This window comes from Pseudoxanthomonas mexicana (assembly GCF_010093385.1).
Lineage (GTDB): Bacteria > Pseudomonadota > Gammaproteobacteria > Xanthomonadales > Xanthomonadaceae > Pseudoxanthomonas_A > Pseudoxanthomonas_A mexicana.
On sequence record NZ_PDWV01000003.1, the window covers coordinates 86148 to 108139 of the forward strand.

18 protein-coding genes are annotated in these 21992 nt (G+C 69.2%); 8 read left to right on the plus strand and 10 right to left on the minus strand.

Translation table 11 applies throughout. The features are described 5' to 3' along the window. Positions 1-51: 51 nt before the first annotated feature. The 7 genes from CSC76_RS02180 to cysD form a co-directional block, all read right to left on the minus strand. Positions 52-966: a TrmH family RNA methyltransferase gene (locus CSC76_RS02180; protein ID WP_425500831.1), complete on the minus strand. Its 915-nt coding sequence runs from the start codon at positions 964-966 to the stop codon at positions 52-54. Continuing rightward, positions 914-2413 carry an alanine/glycine:cation symporter family protein gene (locus tag CSC76_RS02185; protein ID WP_162108424.1) on the minus strand — a complete coding sequence of 500 codons (1500 nt, stop codon included), beginning with the start codon at positions 2411-2413 and terminating at the stop codon, positions 914-916. Before CSC76_RS02185 ends, CSC76_RS02180 begins: the two co-directional genes overlap by 53 nt. Positions 2414-2532: 119 nt before the next feature. Further along, on the minus strand, positions 2533-3084 hold the full coding sequence (locus CSC76_RS02190; protein ID WP_162108425.1) for a GNAT family N-acetyltransferase: 552 nt from the start codon (positions 3082-3084) through the stop codon (positions 2533-2535). Beyond that, positions 3077-6211, minus strand: a complete 3135-nt coding sequence (locus tag CSC76_RS02195; protein WP_162108426.1) for an efflux RND transporter permease subunit — start codon at positions 6209-6211, stop codon at positions 3077-3079. Before CSC76_RS02195 ends, CSC76_RS02190 begins: the two co-directional genes overlap by 8 nt. Before the next feature lie 5 nt (positions 6212-6216). Continuing rightward, positions 6217-7314, minus strand: a complete 1098-nt coding sequence (locus CSC76_RS02200; RefSeq protein ID WP_162108427.1) for an efflux RND transporter periplasmic adaptor subunit — start codon at positions 7312-7314, stop codon at positions 6217-6219. Between the two features lie 151 nt (positions 7315-7465). Then, a complete protein-coding gene (cysN, locus tag CSC76_RS02205; RefSeq protein WP_202923466.1) occupies positions 7466-9331 on the minus strand; it encodes a sulfate adenylyltransferase subunit CysN in 1866 nt (621 codons plus the stop codon). Between the two features lie 105 nt (positions 9332-9436). Beyond that, positions 9437-10348, minus strand: a complete 912-nt coding sequence (gene cysD, locus CSC76_RS02210) for a sulfate adenylyltransferase subunit CysD (protein ID WP_162108429.1) — start codon at positions 10346-10348, stop codon at positions 9437-9439. A gap of 202 nt (positions 10349-10550) precedes the next feature. On the opposite strand from cysD, the gene CSC76_RS02215 reads away from it, so the two are divergent. From CSC76_RS02215 to CSC76_RS02240, 6 genes are all read left to right on the plus strand, one after another. Beyond that, positions 10551-12419 (plus strand): assimilatory sulfite reductase (NADPH) flavoprotein subunit, encoded by a 1869-nt coding sequence (locus CSC76_RS02215; RefSeq protein WP_162108430.1) that lies wholly within the window; start codon positions 10551-10553, stop codon positions 12417-12419. Between the two features lie 84 nt (positions 12420-12503). Continuing rightward, positions 12504-14207: an assimilatory sulfite reductase (NADPH) hemoprotein subunit gene (cysI, locus tag CSC76_RS02220; RefSeq protein ID WP_162108431.1), complete on the plus strand. Its 1704-nt coding sequence runs from the start codon at positions 12504-12506 to the stop codon at positions 14205-14207. Further along, complete coding sequence (locus CSC76_RS02225) at positions 14204-14917, plus strand: phosphoadenylyl-sulfate reductase (protein ID WP_162108432.1); 714 nt, start codon at positions 14204-14206, stop codon at positions 14915-14917. The genes cysI and CSC76_RS02225 overlap by 4 nt, the downstream gene beginning before the upstream one ends. A gap of 140 nt (positions 14918-15057) precedes the next feature. Then, positions 15058-16320, plus strand: a complete 1263-nt coding sequence (locus CSC76_RS02230; RefSeq protein WP_162108466.1) for a sensor histidine kinase — start codon at positions 15058-15060, stop codon at positions 16318-16320. Next, positions 16317-17087 (plus strand): LytR/AlgR family response regulator transcription factor, encoded by a 771-nt coding sequence (locus CSC76_RS02235; RefSeq protein WP_162108433.1) that lies wholly within the window; start codon positions 16317-16319, stop codon positions 17085-17087. Before CSC76_RS02230 ends, CSC76_RS02235 begins: the two co-directional genes overlap by 4 nt. Before the next feature lie 110 nt (positions 17088-17197). After that, on the plus strand, positions 17198-17563 hold the full coding sequence (locus tag CSC76_RS02240) for a hypothetical protein (RefSeq protein WP_162108434.1): 366 nt from the start codon (positions 17198-17200) through the stop codon (positions 17561-17563). A gap of 4 nt (positions 17564-17567) precedes the next feature. Here the strand turns inward: CSC76_RS02240 and CSC76_RS02245 are convergent, their stop codons facing one another. The 3 genes from CSC76_RS02245 to CSC76_RS02255 form a co-directional block, all read right to left on the minus strand. Continuing rightward, positions 17568-17951, minus strand: a complete 384-nt coding sequence (locus CSC76_RS02245; RefSeq protein WP_202923467.1) for a ribosomal maturation YjgA family protein — start codon at positions 17949-17951, stop codon at positions 17568-17570. Continuing rightward, the gene (locus CSC76_RS02250; RefSeq protein WP_162108436.1) at positions 17948-18295 is read right to left on the minus strand and encodes a hypothetical protein; all 348 of its coding nucleotides are present in this window, start codon (positions 18293-18295) and stop codon (positions 17948-17950) included. The genes CSC76_RS02245 and CSC76_RS02250 overlap by 4 nt, the downstream gene beginning before the upstream one ends. 88 nt (positions 18296-18383) lie before the next feature. Then, entirely contained in the window at positions 18384-19367 is a 984-nt protein-coding gene (locus CSC76_RS02255) for a LysR family transcriptional regulator (RefSeq protein ID WP_162108437.1), read from the minus strand. Between the two features lie 172 nt (positions 19368-19539). Between CSC76_RS02255 and cysG the strand changes: the two genes are divergently transcribed. Then, positions 19540-20994 (plus strand): siroheme synthase CysG, encoded by a 1455-nt coding sequence (cysG, locus tag CSC76_RS02260; protein ID WP_162108438.1) that lies wholly within the window; start codon positions 19540-19542, stop codon positions 20992-20994. A 21-nt stretch (positions 20995-21015) separates the two neighbouring features. Then, positions 21016-21990: a cysteine synthase A gene (gene cysK / locus CSC76_RS02265; RefSeq protein ID WP_162108439.1), complete on the plus strand. Its 975-nt coding sequence runs from the start codon at positions 21016-21018 to the stop codon at positions 21988-21990. The last annotated feature ends 2 nt before the right edge of the window (positions 21991-21992 follow it).

Here is a 21992-nt window from a genome sequence, read left to right on the forward strand (position 1 = left end):
GCGCGCCCATGGGGCGCTCCTACAGGGGCCAGCAGCGGAGCAGGCTCCGCTCTACAGGCGCTGTTTCCACTGCGCCAAGAACCCCGCCGTCGCCGCCGCAACATTGAGGCTCTCGACCGCACCGCTGCCGGGAATCGACAGGCGCAGGTCGCAGGCCTCGGCCAGGCGCGCATCCATGCCCTCGCCCTCCGCCCCCATCACATAGACCAGCCGCGGCGGCAGCTTCGCTGCGAACAGGTCACTGCCGCCGCGCACGACGGTGGCAGCCAGCGAGAAACCTGCCTTGCGGAGCTGGGCGGCGGCGTTGTCGGCCTGTCCCATGCGCACCAGCGGCACCTGTTCTGCACCGCCCTCGGCCACGCGCGCCGCTGCGCCGGACAACGCCAGCGTCGACTCGCGCGGCAGCAGGATGCCCGCCACGCCAAAGTGCGCGGCCGAGCGCAGGATCGCACCGAAGTTGTGCGGATTGCCCACGCCGTCCAGCCATAGCGCCGCAACGGGCTTGCCTTCGGGCAACGTACGCACCCAGTCGGACATCGGCAGCGGCTCGACCTTCAGGACGTCCGCCACCACCCCTTCGTGATGCGTGCTGGCGGCCAGGCGGTCCAGGTCGCCCTCCTCCACCACGCGATAGCCGACACGCTGCTTGACGCACCACGCCAGCAATGGCTTCAACGCCGGAATGCGCGATTCGGTCAGGTAGACCTTGCGGATGGCCTCCGGGCGGCGCGAGAACACAGCATGCACGGCGTTGAGGCCGTACAGGCGCAACTCGCTGCGCGCGGCGCTGGCGACGCCTTCGTCCCGCGACGGCGGTTCACGCACGGAACGCTCGTCCTGCGTGCGCGGCGGCCGCCGCCGATCCGGGGCACCGGGCGGTCGCGGCGGACGGTTGTTCCAGGGATTGCTCACGTCAGGCCTGCTTCTTCCAGAAGTGGGCGTTGCGGATGCCCAGCGCCTCCGGATCGAACACCGGATCCACGCCCAGCTTCTTCTGCCGCTCGTAGTCGCGCAACGCGATCAGCGCGGGCTTCTGCAGGATCAGGATGGCGATGACGTTCAACCATGCCATCAGGCCCACGCCAATGTCGCCCAGCGTCCATGCCATCGCGGCGTTGTGGTACGCGCCGAACACCACCATGCCCACGATGCCCAGGCGCAGCAGCAGGGTCGCCAGGGGGTGGGTCTTCTTCACGCCGGCCAGGTAGGTCAGGTTGGTTTCGGCCATGTAGTAGTAGGCCATGATGGTGGTGAAGGCGAAGAAGAACAGCGCCAGCGCCACGAAGCCCGCGCCCCAACCCGGCAGCACCGATTCCACCGCCGCCTGGGTGAACTGCGCACCCTCGGAGGGCTGCAGGCCGGGCACGCCGGACACGATGGCGACCAGCGTGTCCTTGCCGTTCTCGGTGACGGTCCGGAAGGTGTTGTACATGCCCGTGGACAGCAGCAGGAACGCCGTCGAGGTGCACACCAGCATGGTGTCGAAGTAGATGGCGAAGGCCTGCACGTAACCCTGCTTGGCCGGGTGCGAGACCTCGGCGGCCGCCGCGGCGTGCGGGCCGGTGCCCTGGCCGGCCTCGTTGGCGTAGATGCCGCGCTTCACGCCCCAGGCGATGGCCTGGCCGATGATCGCACCGAAGGCCGCGTGCGCGCCGAACGCGCTGGAGAAGATGTCGGCGAACATCGCCGGCACCTTGCCGGCATTGGCGATCATGACCGTCACCGCCATCAGGATGAAGGCCAGCGCCATGAACGGCACCACGACCTCGGCGAAGGTGGCGATGCGCTTGATGCCGCCGAAGATGATCAGCGCCAGTACCGCCGCCACGCCCAGGCCGATCCACAGCTTCAACGCGCCGGCGCCGCCGACCGCCTCGCAGGCCCCGGCGCCGCACAGGACGTTGCTGGCGCTGTCGGCGATGGCGTTGGCCTGCACGCCCGGCAACAGCAGGCCGGTGGCGATGACCGTGGCCACGGCGAAGGTCACCGCGTACCACTTCAGGCCCATCGCCTTCTCGATGTAGTAGGCCGGACCGCCGCGGTAGCGCCCTTCGGCATCCTTTTCCTTGTAGATCTGCGCCAGGGTGCATTCGATGTACGAAGTCGACGCACCCAGGAAGCCCATCACCCACATCCAGAACACCGCGCCGGGGCCGCCGTAGGCGATCGCCGTGGCGACGCCGGCGATGTTGCCGATGCCCATTCGGCCGGCCATCGAGATGGCCAAGGCCTGGAACGAGGACACGCCGGCATCCGACTTCTGCCCGGTCACGGTCAGCCGGCACATCTCGGCGAAACCGCGCACCTGCATCACGCGGGTGCGGAGGGTGAACCACAGGCCGGCGCCCAGGCACAGCGCGATCAGCGCATTGCTCCAGATGATGCCGTTCAACCAGTTGAAAAGGGCTTCCACGGGGATGCGTCTCCGTCGTTCGTGCGTGCGCTGGGATACGGGAAGGCGGCGCAGACGCGCCACCGGGTCCCTGCAAGATAACCGCAACACGCGCCGCTGCGCAGTCCCCCGCGCACGTCTCAGCCGGGCCAGACCCGTCCGAACAGCCTCACGTCGTGCAGGCCATCCGGCTTGCGGATCGCGGCCCGCCGGCAGCCTTCCTCGACGAAGCCGTTCTTTTCCAGCACCCGCGCCGACGCCGGGTTGGTGTCCAGCACATTGGCCTCGACCCTGACCAGCTGGAGCGTGGGGACCACCCAGCCCAGGTAAGCGGCGACCACGCGCGTCATGTGGCCCCGGCCCCAGTGCTGGCGGCCCAGCCAGTAGCCCAGTTCCGCACCGTGCGCCCTCTCGCCCGCGTGGGGGCGCACCGCAATGCCGCCGCAGGCCTCGCCGTCGATCTCGATGGCGAACACGGGGTGACGGAAGTCGACCACGCGGCCGGCGAGGAACGCCTCGCCGTCGGCGCGCGTGTAGGGATGCGGGAAGCGGTCGCTCAGGCCACGCGGCACCTGCGGATCGTCGGCGTGGCGCAGCAGGGCCGCCAGATCCTCCTGCCGCCATGCGCGCAGCAGGAAGCCGTCGCCCGCGATGCGCACGTCCGCATGCGGGCGCGCACCGGCCTCAGCCATGACCACCGACGGAGGGCGTTTCCGCCTCCAGCTTGCCCAGTTCATGCGCCACCGCTTCCGGCGAACGCGTGAACGGAGCCAGCAGCGCGTAGAACGCCGGCACCACGTACAGCGAGAGCAGCGTGGAGAAGGTCACGCCGAAGATCACCACGATGCCGATGGTGGCGCGGCTGGCCGATCCCGGTCCGCCGGCCAGCACCAGCGGCACCGCACCGACCACGGTGGCGACCGAGGTCATCAGGATGGGGCGCAGGCGCACGCGGGCGGATTCGGCGATGGCCTGCGCCACGCTGGCGCCGTCGTCGCGCAACTGGTTGGCGAATTCCACGATCAGGATGCCGTTCTTCGCCGCCAGTCCGATCAGCATGACGATGCCGATCTGGCTGAAGAGGTTCAGCGTGCCGCCCGTCACCCACAGGCCGATCAGCGCACCCAGCACCGCCAGCGGCACGGTCAGCATGATCACCAGCGGATGGATGAAGCTCTCGAACTGGGCGGCCAGCACCAGGTAGACGATCAGCAGCGCCAGGGTGAAGGTCAGCAGGATCGCGCCACCGGCTTCCTGGTACTCGCGCGATTCGCCCTTCCAGTCGATCTGCGCGTAGTCGGGCAGTTCCTCGTCCACCACCTGCCGCGTCCACTCCAGCGCCTCGCCCATCGAATAGCCGGGGGCCAGGCCTGCGCTGATGGTGATGGCGCGCAGCCGGTTGAAGCGGTTGAAGGTGCCGGGCTCGGCGATCTCGCTGAGCGTCACCAGGTTGGACAGCGGGATGAGCGCATCGTCGCGGCCGCGCACATAGGTGTTCGCCAGGTCCTCGGGGTTGGCACGCTGCTCACGCCCGGCCTGCAGCATGACGTCGTATTCCTCGCCGCTGTCCACGTAGGTGGTCACCTGGCGCGAACCCATCATGGTTTCCAGCGTACGGCCGATCTCCTGCACCGACACGCCCAGGTCGGCGGCACGGTCGCGATCGATGTTCACCCGCATCTGCGGACGCGTTTCCTTGTAGTCCGAATCCGGATCCTGGATGCCGGGGTTGGATTCCATCCGCTGCAGGATGCGGTCGCGCCACTGCGCCAGCTCGGCGTAGTCCGGCCCACCCAGCACCAGCTGGTAGCGCTGGCCGCGGCTGCCGACCAGACCACCCGGCACGTTGGCGCGGGCCTGCACGCCGGGCAGCTTGGCGAATTCCCCGCGGAGCTGCTTCACCACGTCGTCAGTGGCGACGTCGCGCTCATGCCAGTCGTGCAGGAACACGATGACCTGGCCGGTGTGCATGTCCTCGCTGCCACCGAAACCGCGCGGCGTACGCGAGTTGGCGCGGTCGACGGGCTTGTCCTTGCCCACCTGGGCCAGCACGATCTTCTCGACCTGCTGCATCTGCCCGACCATGTAGTCGAAGCCGGCGCCTTCGGGGCCGTCCACCATCACGAAGAAGCGGCCGCGATCCTCCGCCGGCGCCAGCTCGCTGGGCACGCGCAGCCCCAGCGCGACGATCGCCACGCCGCACAACGCCATCGCCAGCAGCACCATGCCGAGGATGCGCCTGCCGCTCAGGCCCACCAGGCGCTCCACCTGCCGGCCATACCCGGTGCTGACGCGGTTGAGGATGCGGTTGGTCCACGCATTGAGCCCGCGCGGCTCGGTATGCGGGCGCACCAGCTTGGACGACATCATCGGGGTGAGCGTCAGGGCGACGAAGGCGGAGATGGCCACGGCCGCCGCCAGCGCCACCGACAGCTCGCGGAACAGGCGACCGGTGTTGCCTTCCATGAAGCCCACCGGCAGGAACACCGCCACCAGCACCGCGGTGGTGGCGATCACCGCGAACGCCACCTGCGCGGTACCGCGGCGCGCGGCGACCAGCGAGGGCTCGCCCAGATCGGCGCGCCGCTGCACGTTCTCCAGCACCACGATGGCATCGTCGACCACCAGGCCGATGCACAGCACCAGCGCCAGCAGCGTCAGCAGGTTGATCGAGAAGCCGAACGCATACAGCGCGATGAAGGCCGCCACCAGGCACACCGGCACGGTCACCGCCGGGATCAGCGCCGCGCGCAGGCTGCCGAGGAACAGCCAGATGACCAGGAACACCAGCACCATCGCCTCGCCCAGCGTCCAGTACACGCGCTCGATGGAGGCCTCGATGAAGGTGGTGCTGTCGTAGGCGATGAAGATCTCGGTGCCTTCGGGCAGGGTCTTCTGGATGACCTCCGCCTCGGCGCGCGCCGCGCGGGCGACATCCAGCGCATTGGCGGTGGACGTGCGCACGATGCCCAGCCCCACGTTGGGGACGCCGTTGCTGCGCAGGTAGGAACGGCGTTCTTCCGGGCCCAGTTCCACCTGCGCCACGTCGCCCAGCCGCACCACGTACCCGTCCGTACCCTTGCGCAACGGCAGCTGCGCAAACTGTTCCGGACGCTGGTAGCCGCGCTCCACGCGCAGGGTGAAGTCGCGGGTCCTGGATTCGATGCGGCCGGCCGGCAGTTCCACGTTCTGCGCACGCAGGGCGGCTTCCACGTCGCCGGTGGTCACCCCGCGCGCGGCCATCGCCTCGCGGTCCAGCCAGATGCGCATCGCATAGCGCTGGCCGCCGCCCAGCTGCACGCGCGCCACGCCGTCCAGCGCGGACAGGCGGTCCAGCACGTAGCGGTCGGCGTAATCGGTCAGCTCCATCGTGTCCATCACGGTGGAACGCATGTTCAGCCAGATGATCACGTCTGCGTCGGCTTCGACCTTGGAGATCTCGGGCGGGTCGGCCTCGTCGGGCATGCGGTCCATCACCCGGCTGACGCGGTCGCGCACATCGTTGGCGGCGGCCTCGATGTCGCGGCTGAGGTTGAACTCGATGGTCACGTCGGAGCGGCCGTTGCGGCTGCTCGACTGGATGGTCTTGATGCCCTCGATGCCGGACAGGCCGTCCTCGAGGATCTGGGTGATGCGCGTCTCCACCACGGCGGCGGACGCGCCGGGGTAGTTGACCTCCACCGACACGATGGGCGGGTCGATGTTGGGCAGTTCGCGCAGCGTCAGTCGCAGGAACGACATCACGCCCAGCACGACCAGCGGCAGGCTGATCACCGCCGCGAAGACGGGCCGCTTGATCGACAGGTCGGAGAGTTTCATGGCGCTCAGCCCTGGCCGTCGGCGGCCGGGGCATCCGGCTTCGCCGGGGCCGACGGCGCGGCATCGGCCACCTTCACGCCCGGCCGCAGCTTGCCGGTGCCGTCGATGACGATGCGCTCACCGGCGGCGATGCCCTCGACGATCTCGGCCTGGCCATCGCGGCGCACGCCCACGGTCACCGGCGCCTGTTCCACGCTGCCGTCGGCCTTCACCCGGTACACGAACGAATCGCGCCCGACCTGCACCACCGCGATCTCCGGAATCACCAGCGCCTGCCGCTCGGGACGGAACAGGCGCACGTCCATCAGCATGCCCGGGCGCAGCCTGCGATCTTCGTTCGGGAACACCGCGCGTACGGTCACCGCGCGGGTGGCCGGGTCGATGCGCGCATCAATCGTTTCGACCTCGCCCTGGAAGGTCTCGCCCGGGTAGGCGGTGGCCGTGGCGGTGACGGCATTGCCGGTGGCGACGGACGCGAGGGCCGCTTCCGGCACCTGGAAATCCACGTACATGCGCGAGACATCGTCCAGCGTGGCGATGGTGCTGTTGGCGGTGATCAGCGAGCCGGGGCTGACCTGGCGGATGCCCAGCACGCCGGCGAAGGGCGCGCGCACGCTGCGGTCGCCGATGTCGGCACGCGCCTGGCGCACGCGCGCAGCGGCGGCGTCGCGCAGCGCCAGCTGGGTATCCAACTGCGAGCGCGCGATCAGCTGCTGGTCGGCCAGCTCCTTCTGCCGGCGGTACAGACGCTCGGCTTCGGCATAGGTCGCCTCAGCCTGCACCAGCGCGGCCTGTGCGGCATCGCCCTTCAGCGTGACCAGTACCTGGCCCGCCCGCACCTGCTGGCCGCTTTCGAAGTGCACGTCCTGCACGATCTCGCTGACCTTGGCGGTCAGGGTGACGGATTCCCGCGCCTTCGCGGTACCCAGCGCCTGCAGCGTGTCGTTCCACGCCGACGGTTGCACCACGCGCGTGGTCACCGGAATCGGGCGCTCGGCCGCATTGCCGTTCGCCTTCGCCTGCGGCTCCTTCCCGCCGCACGCGGCGAGCAACAGGAACGGCAGGCAGGCTGCGAAGCAGCGGAATCCGGATCGGCTGAGCATGCATCATCCCGTAATCTTCGTTATCCACGCAGTTTAGCGAGCCTACGCAGCCCGCGCTGGTGCGGATGCGACGGTTCGTGCTGGAAACGCGCCGAAGGGCGTGCGGTGGACACACCCGAGCATGACCAATGACCCTTGCGGGCCCGCGCGGTCAGTCCAGTCCCAGATGAGCCAGCACCTGCAGCGCCATCGTTTCGGGATCGCCCGCGCCGGCATCCAGGTGCAGTTCGGGATGCTCCGGCGCTTCGTACGGGGAATCGATGCCGGTGAAATTGGGAATCAGGCCCGCCCTCGCCTTCCTGTACAGGCCCTTCACGTCGCGGGCTTCGGCCACGGCCAGCGGCACGTCGACGAACACCTCGACGAACTCGCCCGCGTCGAACCGCGCGCGCGCCATCCGGCGCTCGGCGCGGAACGGCGAGATGAAGCTCACCAGCACGATCAGGCCGGCGTCGGTCATTAGCTTGGCCACTTCGGCGACGCGGCGGATGTTCTCCACGCGATCCTCGTCGGTGAAGCCCAGGTCGCGGTTCAGCCCGTGGCGCACGTTGTCGCCGTCGAGCAGGAAACTGTGGTAGCCCAGCGCATGCAGGCGCTTGTCGACCAGGTTGGCGATGGTGGACTTGCCTGCGCCGGACAGGCCGGTGAACCACAGGACCTTGGGCACCTGCCCCTTCTGGCGCGCACGCGCGGCCTTGTCGACATCGACATGCTGCCAGTGCACGTTGCCCGCGCGCCGCAGGGCGAAGTCCAGCGTGCCTGCCGCTGCGGTACCGTTGTCGTAGCGGTCGATCAGGATGAAGCCGCCCAGCGTGCGGTTGCGTGCGTAGGCTTCGAAGGGAATGGGCTCATCCAGACTGAGATTGCAGTAGCCCACTTCGTTGAGTTCCAGCCGCTTGGCGGCCAGGTGCTCCTGGGTGTTCACGTCGATGCGGTGCTTGATCTCGGTGACCGTGGCGGACACGGTACGCGCGCCGATCTTCAGCCAGTAGGGCCGTCCCGGCAGCAGCGGCGCGTCGGACATCCACAGCAGGTGCGCGGCGAACTGGTCGGCCACTTCGGGCGGATCGCCCGCTGCGGCGATCACATCGCCGCGACTGATGTCGATCTCGTCGACCAAAGTCAGCGTCACCGCCTGCCCTGCGGTCGCGGACGCGACGTCGCCCTCGGCATCGAGCACGCGGCTCACGCGCGAACGGCGCGCCGACGGCAGCACGATGACCTCGTCGCCGGGCTTCACCTGGCCGGCCGCGAGGGTGCCGGCATAGCCACGGAAATTCTGGTGCGGACGGTTCACCCACTGCACGGGCAGGCGCAGGCTGCCGCCGCCCTCCTGGGCGTCCACCTGCACCTGTTCCAGGTGCTCCAGCAGCGCGGGCCCGTTGTACCAGGGCGTGCGCGTGGAGCGCGAGGACAGGTTGTCGCCTCCCAGCGCCGACAGCGGGATGCAGGTGACCTCGGCGATGCCCAGGCGCCGGGCCAGGGCGCGATAGTCGGTGGCGATGCGCGCGAACCCCGCTTCGTCGAAATCGACCAGGTCTATCTTGTTCACCGCCAGCACCACCTGGCGGATGCCGAGCAGCGAGACGATGTAGCTGTGGCGGTGCGTCTGCGTCAGCAGGCCCTTGCGCGCATCCACCAGCACCACCGCCAGGTCGGCGGGGGATGCACCGGTGGCCATGTTGCGCGTGTACTGCTCGTGCCCGGGGCAGTCGGCGACGATGAACTTGCGCTTGTCCGTGTCGAAGTAGCGGTAGGCCACGTCAATGGTGATGCCCTGCTCGCGTTCGGCGGCCAGACCATCCAGCAGCAGCGCGTAATCGATGCGCTCCCCCTGGGTGCCGTGCCTGCGGCTGTCCTTCTCCAGCGCGGCCAACTGATCGTCGAACAGCCGCTTGCTGTCGTACAGCAGGCGGCCGATCAGCGTGCTCTTGCCGTCGTCCACGCTGCCGCAGGTGATGAAGCGCAGCAGCGGCTTGGCTTCGTGCTGCTTGAGGTAATCCGAGATGTCAGACATGGTGGATTTCCTGTAGGAGCGCCCCTTGGGCGCGATGCTTTTCTCCACGCCGCGCAAACGCATCGCGGGCATGGCCCGCTCCTACAACGGCGATCACCGGGAACATCAGAAATACCCCTCCAGCTTCTTCTTCTCCATCGATGCGCCCGGATCGTGGTCGATCACCCGGCCCTGGCGTTCGGAGCTGGTGGTCACCAGCATCTCGGCGATGATCTTCTCCAGCGAGTCGGCGTCGGAGTCGATGGCACCGGTCAGCGGGTAGCAGCCCAGCGTGCGGAAGCGCACGCGCCGCTGCTGCGGCACTTCGCCCTCGTGCAGCGGCAGGCGTTCGTCGTCGACCATCAGCAATGCGCCGTCGCGTTCGACGACCGGCCGCTCGGCGGCGAAGTACAGCGGCACCACCGGGATGTGCTCGCGGTAGATGTAGAGCCAGATGTCCAGCTCGGTCCAGTTCGACAGCGGGAACACGCGCACGCTCTCGCCGGTGTTGATGCGGGCGTTGTAGAGGTTCCACAGTTCCGGCCGCTGGTTCTTCGGGTCCCAGCGGTGCTTGTCGTTGCGGAACGAGAACACGCGCTCCTTGGCGCGCGACTTCTCCTCGTCGCGGCGGGCGCCGCCGATGGCCGCATCGAAGCGGTAATGGTCCAGCGCCTGCTTCAGGCCCTGGGTCTTCATCACGTCGGTGTGCACGGTGGCGCCGTGGGTGATCGGACCGATGTCGCGGGCGATGCCGTCCGGGTTGATGTGCACGCGCAGGTCCACGCCGGTCTCGGCCGCGCGCCGGTCGCGGAAGGCGATCATCTCTCGGAACTTCCAGCGCGTGTCCACGTGCAGCAGCGGGATCGGCGGCCGGGCCGGCGCGAACGCCTTCAGCAGCAGGGGCAGCAGCACCGAACTGTCCTTGCCCACCGAATACAGCAACACCGGGTTGCGGAACTCGGCAGCGACTTCCCTGAGGATGTGGATGCTTTCCGCTTCCAGGCGGTCGAGGTGGGACAGGCGGTGTACGGCGGTCATCGAAGGGCGCGGCAGGGGTGGAATCCGGACGCGCTAGCCTAACAGGGCTTCGCTTGATGGCCGGGAGGGCCGCCAGTATTCGGCCGCGGGCGCATGCCGGCGAAATAAGCGGGCGACATAAGCCCATAACCAGGCGTCCTTTCTGCCCGCGGGAGCGGGTTCCTAACATCGACCATCCCAGTCGCGCCCGTGGGTCCTGCCGATGTCCGCCACCCAGCCTGTCCTTGCCCCCATCCCCCTTGCGGAGGAGCGGCGGGCGCTGCTGGCCCAGGCGGTGGCCGGCCTGGATGGCGCCAGCCTGTGGTGGGTCTCCGGCTACGCCGCCGGCCTGGCGCAGGCCCAGCTGGCACCGCAGGCTGCCTCGGCCACCACGTTGCCGAAAGCGATCGCCCCTGCCACCGGCACGCAGGCCGCGCAGCGCCTGACCATCGTCTACGGCAGTCAGACCGGCAATGCCCGCCGTGTCGCCGAGGCGCTGTCCCAGCAGGCCGAAGCCGCTGGCCTGTCGGTTCGCCTGCTCCGCGCCGACGCCTACCCGCAGCGCGAACTGGCCAGCGAGCGCCTGCTCTACCTCGTCATCAGCACCCAGGGCGAAGGCGACCCGCCGGACGACAGCATCGGCCTGGTCGAGTTCCTGCGCGGCAAGCGTGCACCCAAGCTGCCGGAGCTGAAGTACGCCGTACTCGGGCTGGGCGATTCCAGCTATGCCGACTTCTGCGGCATCGCCACCCGCCTGGACGCACGCCTGGCCGAACTCGGCGGCAGCCGGTTGTTCGCCGCCGGGCTGGCGGACCTCGACATCGAGACGGTCGCCACCCCTTGGCGCGAGCAGGCGCTGAACCACGCCCGCGACCTGCTGAAAACACCGGCCGCGGCCCCGGCCCCGTTGGCGACCGTCACCCCGCTGCGTCCGGGCCATGCCGGCGCGTGGTCGCACGAACACCCCTTCCCGGCCGAACTGCTGCTCAACCAGCGCATCAGTGGCCGCGACTTCAAGGGGCCGCGCTTCGGCCAGCATGGCGCTGCCGACAAGGACGTGCGCCATATCGAGCTGTCGCTGGACGGCAGCGGCCTGCAGTACGAACCCGGCGATGCGCTCGGCGTCCGCCACCGCAATCCGGCCGCACTGGTCGATGGCGTGCTGGAGGCGTTGAGACTCGATGGCGAGACCGCCGTCAGCGACGGCGGCGACACCCTGCCGCTGCGCGAGTGGCTGGCCGCGCGCCGCGAGCTGACCCGGCTGTCGCGCCCGTTCCTGGCCACGCATGCGGCGCATGCGCAGGCCGATGAACTGAACGCCCTGCTCGCGCCGGCACAGAATGCCGCGCTTGCACAGCTGTTCAACACGCACCAGCTGATCGACGTGCTGCGCCGCTGGCCGGCCGGCTGGTCCGCGCAGGAACTGGTCGCTGCGCTGCGCCCGCTCGCACCGCGCCTGTACTCCATCGCCTCCAGCCGCAAGCGCGTGGGCGAAGAAGCGCACCTGACCGTGGACGTGCTGGGCTACGACGCCTTCGGCCATGCGCCCGGCGGTGCCGCCAGCGGCTTCCTTGCCGCACGCGAGGAAGGCGACCAGGTGCCGGTGTACATCGAGGCCAACGAACGCTTCCGGGTGCCGGCCGACGGCAGCCGCGACATCCTGATGATCGGCCCCGGCACCGGCGTGGCGCCGTTCCGTGGTTTCGTGCAGGAGCGCGCCGAGACCGGCGCGCGCGGCCGCAACTGGCTGTTCTTCGGTGCCCCGCACTTCAACCACGGCTTCTTCTACCAGAGCGAATGGCAGGACGCGTTGCGCAGCGGCGAACTGCATCGCCTGGACTTGGCGTTCTCGCGCGACCAGGCCCGCAAGATCTACGTGCAGGACCGCCTGCGCGAGCGCGGCCGCGAGGTCTACGACTGGCTGCAGAACGGCGCGCACCTGTACGTCTGCGGCGCCATCGGCATGGGCAAGGACGTGCATGCGGCGCTGCAGTCCATCGTCGCCGAGCACGGCGGCCTGGATGAAGAGGCCGCGCACGAATACCTGGTGAACCTGCAGACGGAGGGGCGCTACGGGCGCGACGTGTACTGACGACCCCGCTGTTGTAGGAGCGACGTGAGTCGCGATCTGCAACTTTCCGGTCGCGACTCACGTCGCTCCTACAGTGGAATACCCATGAGCCACCACTCCGTCGAAGACATCAAATCCGAGAGCCACCGCCTGCGCGGCAGCCTGCTCGACAGCCTGGCCGATCCGGTCACCGGTGCGCTGCGCGAATCGGACCAGACCCTGATCAAGTACCACGGCAGCTACCAGCAGGACGACCGCGACCTGCGCGACGAGCGCCGCCGGCAGAAGCTGGAGCCGGCGTACCAGTTCATGATCCGCACGCGCACGCCCGGTGGCGTTGTCACGCCGGCGCAGTGGCTGAAGCTGGACGCTATCGCCACCCGGTACGCCAACCACTCGCTGCGCATCACCACGCGCCAGGCGTTCCAGTTCCATGGCGTGATCAAGCGTGAACTGAAGGCGACGATGCAGGCCATCAACGCCGCGCTGATCGACACGCTGGCGGCCTGCGGCGACGTCAACCGCAACGTGCTGGTCGCGGCCAATCCGCTGGAGTCGCGCGCGCACGCCGAGGTGCAGGCCTGGGCCGCGAAGCTGTCCGAACACCTGCTGCCCAACACCCGCGCCTACTACGAGATCTGGCTGGACGAGGAGCGCGTGGCCGGCAGTGGCGAGGAGGAGGAGCCCATCTACGGCGCCACCTACCTGCCGCGCAAGTTCAAGATCGGCTTCGCGGTCCCGCCGGTCAACGAGGTGGACGTGTTCGCCAACGACCTGGGCTTCATCGCCATTCTCGAAGACGGCGTGCTGGCAGGCTTCAACTTGGTGATCGGCGGCGGCATGGGCGCGACCCACGGCGACGCCGAAACCTACCCGCGTGTCGGCAACGTGGTCGGCTTCATCACCCCGGGCCAACTGATCGATGTGGCTACGGCCGTCGTCACCACCCAGCGCGACCTCGGCAACCGCGAGCAGCGCAAGCGCGCGCGCTTCAAGTACACCATCGACGACCATGGCCTGGACACGGTCGTCGGCGAGATCGAACGCCGCAGCGGCGTTACGCTGCAGCCGGTGCGCGCGTTCCGCTTCGAGCACAACGGCGACCGCTATGGCTGGGTGGAGGGCGAAGACGGCCGCTGGCACCTGACCCTGCACCTGTTCGCCGGCCGCATCGCCGATACCGCGCACGCCACGCACCTGACCGGCCTGCGCGAGATCGCCAACGTGCATCGGGGCGAATTCCGCATGACGGCGAACCAGAACCTGGTGATCGCCGGCGTGCCCGCCAGTGAACGCGAACGCATCGATGCGCTGGTGACGGCGCATGGACTGGATGCCGGTGAGCGCCTGGGTACCGCCCTGCAGCGCGCGGCCGTGGCCTGCGTGGCCTTGCCGACCTGCGGCCTGGCGATGGCCGAAGCCGAACGCTACCTGCCCGACTTCAGCGACCGCCTGCAACCGTTGCTGGAAAAGCACGGCCTGCGCGATGCCCCCATCCTGCTGCGCATCTCCGGCTGCCCGAACGGCTGCTCGCGCCCCTACCTCGCCGAGATCGCTCTCGTCGGCAAGGCGCCGGGGCGCTACAACCTGATGCTCGGCGGGGATGCCCGCGGCCAGCGGCTCAACACGCTGTACCGCGAGAACATCGACGAGGCCGCCATCCTCGACACCCTCGACGGCCTGTTCGCCCGCTACGCCGGCGAACGCGAAGGCGGCGAGGGCTTCGGCGACTTCCTCCACCGCAGTGGCGTGGTCGCCCTGCCGTCGTACCCCACCCATCGACAGATCGCACCGGACCTTTACGCATGAGCGCCCCTGCCCTTTCCCTGGACACCGACCAGATCGCCGAGCACAACGCCTGGCTGGAAACGCAGACGGCCGAGCAGCGCGTCGCCTGGGCGCTCAAGCACGGCCCGGCGGAAGCCGCGATGTCCTCCAGCTTCGGCGCGCAGGCGGCGGTGCTGCTGCATATGGTCACCCGGCAGAAGCCGGACATCCCGGTCGTGCTGATCGACACCGGGTACCTGTTCCCGGAGACCTACCGCTTCGCCGACGAACTGACCGAGCGACTGAAGCTCAACCTGCAGGTGTTCCGTCCGCTGGTCAGCCGCGCCTGGATGGAGGCCCGCCACGGCCGCCTGTGGGAACAGGGACTGGTCGGCATCGAGCAGTACAACAGCCTGCGCAAGGTGGAGCCGATGAAGCGCGCGTTGAAGGAACTGGGCGTCGGCACCTGGTTCACCGGCCTGCGCCGCACGCAATCCACCAGCCGGGCGAACGCCCCGGTGCTGCAGCAGCGCGAGGCCCGCTGGAAGGTCAATCCCATCGTCGACTGGACCGACCGCGACGTCTGGCAGTACATGAAGCAGCACGACCTGCCCTACCACCCGCTGTGGGAGCAGGGCTACGTATCGATCGGCGATTTCCACACCACGCGCCGCTGGGAGCCCGGCATGCGCGAGGAGGACACCCGCTTCAACGGCCTCAAGCGCGAGTGCGGCATCCACGTGGAAGTCTGATGGCGCGCCCGGGCGGCTGACGGATTCGCGCCGGAACCGCCCCGTTTCGTCGCCGCATCGCCGGCTCCGTCGCGGCCCCCCTTCCCTCCCGGGACGGGCCCGTTATCCTCCACGGCACTCCCGAAGCCGCGGTGTCCGACGTGTTTCCCAGCCTGCTCCTGATCGTCCGTATCCTGATCGCCTGGTTCGTCGCCGTGCTCATGGCGGGCTTCATCTGGAACGGCATCTTCGAACGGACCATGCTGTCGGGCGCGGCCGAGTGGCTCTTCAACCTCGCCTCGACCCTGGTGATGCTGTCGGTGCTGATCGGCCTGATCAGCCCCCTGCGCCGGATCTGGCTGATCACCGGGCGACTGGACAGCACCACGCTGGCGAGCCGCCAGCGCCGGCAGATCGAAGTGCCGCTGGACACCGCCGCGGCCTTTGCCCTGATCGAAGGCGCGCTGCGTGAGCTGCCACGCGCCGAAGACCCCGAGAGCGCGCCCGACAGCCTGCAGGTGCGGGTCAAGGTGCGCCGGATCGACAGCTTCGACGGCCCCAGCCAGCCCTCGCGCTTCAACATCATGGCGCGCTTCGCGGTGAAGCGCGACCTGGTGCAGGCCACGGTCACACCCGGCAACGGCACCAGCAGCATCACCCTGATGGTCGGCCCGGATGCGAGCGCCTGGCTCGACCTGTTCGTGCTGGACGACGGCGTGAACGTCGAGAACGTCGAAGCCGTCACCCGCGCCATCACCCGCCGCGTCGCCGACCAGCGCCGCCAGGAGCAGGCAGACGTGGAAAAGACCGTCAGCGAGAAGGAACTGACCGTGGCGCGCCTCAACCTGCTCAACGCGCAGGTGGAACCGCATTTCCTCTACAACACGCTGGCCAGTGCGCAGGTGCTGACGCGCACCGACCCGCCGCGCGCCGACGTGATGCTGGGTCACCTGATCCAGTACCTGCGCAGTTCGCTGCCGCGCACGGAAGACACGCTGTCCACGCTGGGCGAAGAACTGGAACGTCCCCAGGCCTATCGGGAGATCCTGAAGATCCGCAGGGGCAACCGCCTCAACGTGCAGGTCGACGTGCCGGACGCGCTGAAGGCCGTGCCGATGCCGTCCATGATGCTGCAGACGCTGGTCGAGAACGCGATCAAGCACGGCCTGGAGCCGAAGACCGGCGGCGGCACCATCTGGATCCTCGCCCGCAGGCACGACGACCACGCCACGCTCACCGTCGCCGACGACGGCCAGGGCTTCGGCGGCCAGAGCACCGGCACCGGCATCGGCCTGAAGAACCTGCGCGAACGCCTGCGCCTGACCTTCGGCAGCGAGGCCTCGTTCGCCATCGTCTCCAACTTCCCCAGTGGCGTCGCCGCCACGCTGACGCTGCCGCTGGACGGCAAGGCCGGTGCCGCATGAATTTCCGGGGCGTGATCGCCGAAGACGAGGAGCTGCTGCGCACCGCGCTCTCCTCGCTGCTGAAAGAGGCGTGGCCGCAGCTGCAGATCGTGGCCGAATGCGAGGACGGCGCCAGTGCGCTGGAATCCATCGCCGAACTGCAGCCGGATGTGGCCTTCCTCGACATCCGCATGCCGGGCCTGACCGGCATCGAAGTGGCGCGCGGCCTGGCCGATGCCAGCCCGCGCACGCAGGTGGTGTTCGTCACCGCCTACGACCAGTACGCGATCGATGCGTTCGAGCAGGGCGCGATCGACTACCTGCTGAAGCCGATCACGCGCGAACGGCTGTTGGCCACCGTGCAGCGCATCCAGGCGCGCGCGGCGGCCGGGCACCCCGACGGCGCCACGCTGGAAGCGCTGCTGCGCCACCTGTCCGCGCGCGAGATGCCGGCCTCCAAGCCGCCGCTGGTGTGGATCACCGCCAGCGCGGGCAAGGACACCCGGCTGATCATGGGGGACGACGTGGCCTACTTCCAGGCCGACAACAAGTACACCACGGTGATGACGGCCGAGGGCGAGTCGCTGCTGCGCACGCCGCTGCGCGAACTGCTGGACTCGCTGGACGCCGCCACCTTCAAGCAGATCCACCGTTCCACCATCGTCAACATGAAGGCCGTGGCCTCGGTCAGCCGCGACGACACCGGTCGCGGCCGGCTGAAGCTGAAGAACCGCCCGGAGACGCTGACCGTCAGCCAGCCCTTCATGAGCCTGTTCCGCAACATGTAGCGCCGACGTAAACCCCGCCGCCTATAGCGGCATCCAACGTGGCATCGCCGGCATGGCGCGCACGCGCCGTGGTGGGCATGCCCTTGCCGAATGGAACCCGAGGAACCGCCATGCGCATCATCACGTCCCTGATGTCCTGCCTGCTGGCCCTGGCAGGATGCAACGAGAAGCCCAGCGTCACCACCATCCACCACAGCAGCGCCAACGGCGTGGACACGCTCTTCAGCAAGACCACCTTGCGCGAGGGCGTCGCCACGTTCGAGTGCTTCGCCAGCGAGAGCGGGCAATGCCACTACCGCGTCTACACGGAGCGCTGCCCGGCGCCGGCACCGGGCGAAAATCCCGCTGCCTGCGAACGCACCACACTGGAGGACTTCGTGCTGTCGCCCGGCAAGACGCATGAGATCCGGGGGCTGCCCGACAGCTACCGCGAATGCGTGGCGCAACAGGCGGTCGACGGACGCTGCCCTTCGTGAGCGATCAGACGGCGGGCTTGCCCGCCATGTGCCGCTCCAGCAGGCACGCCAGCACGAAACCGATCAGGTAGGCGACCACGTCGAGCCAGTCCGGCGTGCTGCCCAGCACGATGCGCAGCACGGGCGAGGCCACCTGCCAGCCCATCTGCTGGTTGACGTACTGCACTGCCTCGATGGCCAGCCCAACGGCGAGCGCCAGCAGGGGACGCATGGGCGGACGCAGCCACACGGCACTGGCGAACAGGCCATGCAGCCAGAGGACGGCGAGCACGTCGCCCACGAAACTGCGTATCCACCCCAGTCCCGCACCGAGGGTCGCCAACAGCACGAGCAGCACGAACAGGCCCAGCGTCCACACCGCCGCGGCACGGTCGAACCGCCACCTCACGTGCCGCCGCAATGCGCGCCTTCCAGCGTCTTGCCGCCGCAGGCCAGGCATTTGCGGTACTTCTGCCGCTGCCGGTTGTAGCGCACCCGCGACATCATGCCGCCGCAGGCGCAGCGCAGTTCACGGCCACGCGCCCAGCGGTAGAGCCGCCAGGTGGAGTGCAGGGCCCAGGCGGTGCCCAGCAGGATGGCCAGCAGGAACGCCAGCGAGGCCAGGCGCTGTGGCGTGACGTCGCCGAAACTGCGCCCAGTGCGGGTGACGGCTTCGGCCGTGGCGAACCCGCTGGCGGCGATCACCGCCGCCGGCACGTACATGCGCACGACCATCCTGGAAATACGATTCATGGGGATGCCGACACATGCCCGGAAGAGTGCCATCAGCGTCGCGCGGGCGGCGGCGCGCGTCAATCACGCCAACGGGGGACCGCAGGGCCTAGCTGGTGATGGTCTGGGTGAGCGCCTGCCAGGTGGGCGGCGTGGGCCAGTCCGGATCCTGGTTGCCGTCGATCACCCGGCGCAGGTCGCGGCGATCGATCTGCGGTGCCAGCGCGCGCACCAGGTCCAGGGCGTAGTCGCGCAGCACACGTTCGCGCGGCAGCACGGCCCAGGCGATGCACTCCTTCACCTCCGCCGGCGCGGCCCATGCACGCAGGTCGGTGTCGGTCGCGCTGACCGCCATCTCGGCCAGCAGGCCCACGCCCAATCCGGCGCGGACATAGGTCTTGATCAGGTCGGCATCGAGCGCGGTCAGGGCGATGTCCGGTTCCAGTCCGACCTTGGCGAACGCGCGTTGCAGGGACGATCCCGGTCGCGTCGAGGACTCGTAGCTGATCAGCGGCTGCGCGGCCAGGTCGGCCATGCCCGGCACGCGGCCGAGCTGTTCCAGCGCATGTCCGCGCGGCACCAGCACCAGTCGTCGCCAACGATAGAGCGGCACGGCGATGCCGGCCTGCGGAGGGTCTCCGGCGGTACTCACTACCGCCATGTCGGCGTCGCCCTGGGTGAGCAGGTCGAGTGCCGTGCTTTCCGGCGCCTGCTGCAGGTGGACGCTGACCTGCGGGAAGTCGCGCTTGATCTGCGCGATGGCCGGCGGCAGCACGAAGCGCGCCTGTGTATGGGTGGTCACCAGCACCAGCTGGCCCTGGCTCTCGCGGCGCTGGTTGGCGGCATAGGTGCGGATGTTGTTGGCCTCGGCCAGCACCAGCCGCGCCCGTTCGATCACTTCCTGGCCGGCCGGCGTGACGCTCTCCAGGCTGCGACCCTTGCGCACGAACAGCAGGAAGCCCAGTTCATCCTCCAGCTGCTTGAGCTGCTTGGACAGGCCGGGCTGGGTGGCATGCACGCGCGCGGCTGCCAGCGTGATGTTCAGGTCGGCGTCAGCGATGGCCACCAGGTAGCGGAGTTGGGTCAGCGTCATCGGCGTAGGGCGCGCGTCGGCCCACCGGAAGGGGCCTTGGACTGTAGTGGATTTCCTCGGACCGTAGCCCCCGCCGCTTATAACCGCAAGGCATATGATGTTGTCGGGATGTCATTTCCGACAGGCATGACCCGGCAGTACGGTCATCAGCCCACTCCTGCCCGCCCTGCCCGTGACCGCTCCGCTGTTTCCCCTGTTCGCCGACCTGCAAGGCCGCCAGGTACTGGTCGTGGGCGGTGGCGCCGTCGCCGAGCGCAAGATCGAGGCGTTGCTCCACACCAGGGCGCGGGTGCGGGTCGTGGCCCCCACGCTGACCCCTGCACTGGCCGGCCTGCGGGCGGCGGGCCGGATCGAGTGGCTGCAGGCCGTGTTCGCCCCCGGGCAGTTGGACGATGCCTGGCTGGTGATCGCCGCCACCGGCGACCGCACCGTCAATCGTGCGGTGGCCACCGCCGCGGAGGCGCGCCGGATGCTGGCCAATGTGGTGGACGACGCCGCCCTGTCCAGCTTCCAGGTGCCCGCGATCGTCGAACGCGGCCCGTTGCAGGTCGCCATTTCCAGCGGGGGCGGCGCGCCGATGCTGGCGCGCCACCTGCGCCGACAGCTGGAGACCCTGCTGGACGATTCGTGGACCTCGCTGGCCGAGTTGTTCACCCGGCAGCGCCAGCGCATCCGTCAGCGCTTCCCGCGCCCCGCCGAACGCCGTCGCTTCTTCGAGAAAGTACTGGCCGGGCCGTTGCCGCGCCTGTTCCGCCAGCAGCTCCATGCGCAGGCCGAGCACCACTTCCTCGCCAGCCTGGATGAAGCCGCGCCCCAGCCCCGCACCGGTTCCGTGGCGGTGGTGGGCGCGGGCCCGGGAGACGCCGGCCTGCTGACGCTCAATGCGCTGCGGGCGATGAACGAGGCCGATGTGGTGCTGCACGACCGCCTGGTCAGCGAGGACGTGCTGCGACTCGGACGCCGTGATGCGACCTATATCGAAGTCGGCAAGTCGGCCAGCGGCCACAGCACGCGGCAGGACGACATCCACCGCCTGATGCTGAAACACGCACGCGCCGGCCACCGCGTGGTGCGACTGAAGGGCGGCGACCCGTTCGTGTTCGGCCGCGGCGGCGAGGAACTGGAATTCCTGCGCGCGCACGGCATTCCCTATGAAGTGGTGCCGGGGATCACCGCGGCGGTCGCGTGCGCGGCCTACGCGGGCATCCCGTTGACGCATCGCGACCATGCGCAGTCGGTCAAGCTGGTGACCGCGCACTGCAAGGACTCCTTCGACACCCTCGACTGGCAGTCGCTGGCGCAGGAACGGCAGACGCTGGCCGTGTACATGGGCGTGGCCGGGCTGGAAGGCCTTCGCGACCGTCTCATCGCGCACGGCCGCGCGGCGTCGACGCCGTTCGCGCTGGTGGAGAACGGCTCCCGCCGCGAACAACGCGTGCTGAACGGCACCCTGGCCGATCTGCCGGAAACGGCGCGTTCTCACCAGGTACGCTCGCCCGCCCTGCTGATCCTGGGCGAAGTGGCGGCCCTGGCCGGCACGCTGCACTGGTTCGGCGCACCACCGGTCGGCGCCACCGCACCCACACATTCCCGCAACCTTCCGGCGCCCACACTGCAGGCCGCCTGATCCACGCCACACGGAGACCCCATGGCCGTTTACGACAGCATCCTGGACACCATCGGCCACACGCCGGTCGTGAAACTGCAGCGCATCGCGCCCGAGCACGTCACCCTCTACGCCAAGGTGGAGTCGTTCAATCCCGGCGGCTCGGTGAAGGACCGTCTGGCCCTGGCGATCGTCCTGGATGCCGAAGCCAAGGGCCTGCTGAAACCCGGCGACACCATCATCGAGGCGACCTCGGGCAATACCGGCGTGGCGCTGGCGATGGTGGCCGCGGCGCGCGGCTACAAGTTCGTCGCCACGATGGTCGAGACCTTCTCGATCGAACGCCGCAAGCTGATGCGCGCCTATGGTGCCAAGGTCATCCTGACGCCCGCCGCCGAGCGCGGCAGCGGCATGGTGCGGCGCGCCGAGGAACTGGCGAAGCAGCACGGCTGGTTCCTCGCCCGCCAGTTCGCCAACCCGGCCAACCCGGCCTACCACCGGCAGACGACGGCGGCGGAGATCCTGCGCGATTTCGCCGGCCGCCGGCTCGACCATTTCGTCACCGGCTGGGGCACCGGCGGCACCCTTACCGGCGTGGGTGAAGTGCTCAAGGTCGCGCGTCCGGACGTGCGCATCACCGCCTCCGAACCGGCCGGCGCGTCGCTGCTGCAGGGCAAGGAATGGCAGCCCCACAAGATCCAGGGCTGGACGCCGGACTTCGTACCTGACGTGCTGAACCGCGAGGTCGCCGACGAGATCCTGCCGGTCACCGACGTGGAATCCATTGCCACCGCGCGCCGCCTGGCGGCCGAGGAAGGCATCTTCGTGGGCATTTCCGGCGGCGCCACCGTGGCGGCCGCGCTGCAGGTCGCGCAGAAGGCCAAGCCCGGCGACGTGCTGCTGGCGATGCTGCCGGACACCGGCGAGCGCTATTTCTCCACGCCGCTGTTCGAGGGCGTCAACGAAGGCTCGGACGACGAATGGCTGGCCTCGCTGGGCGAAGCCGCGCTGCCGTAACG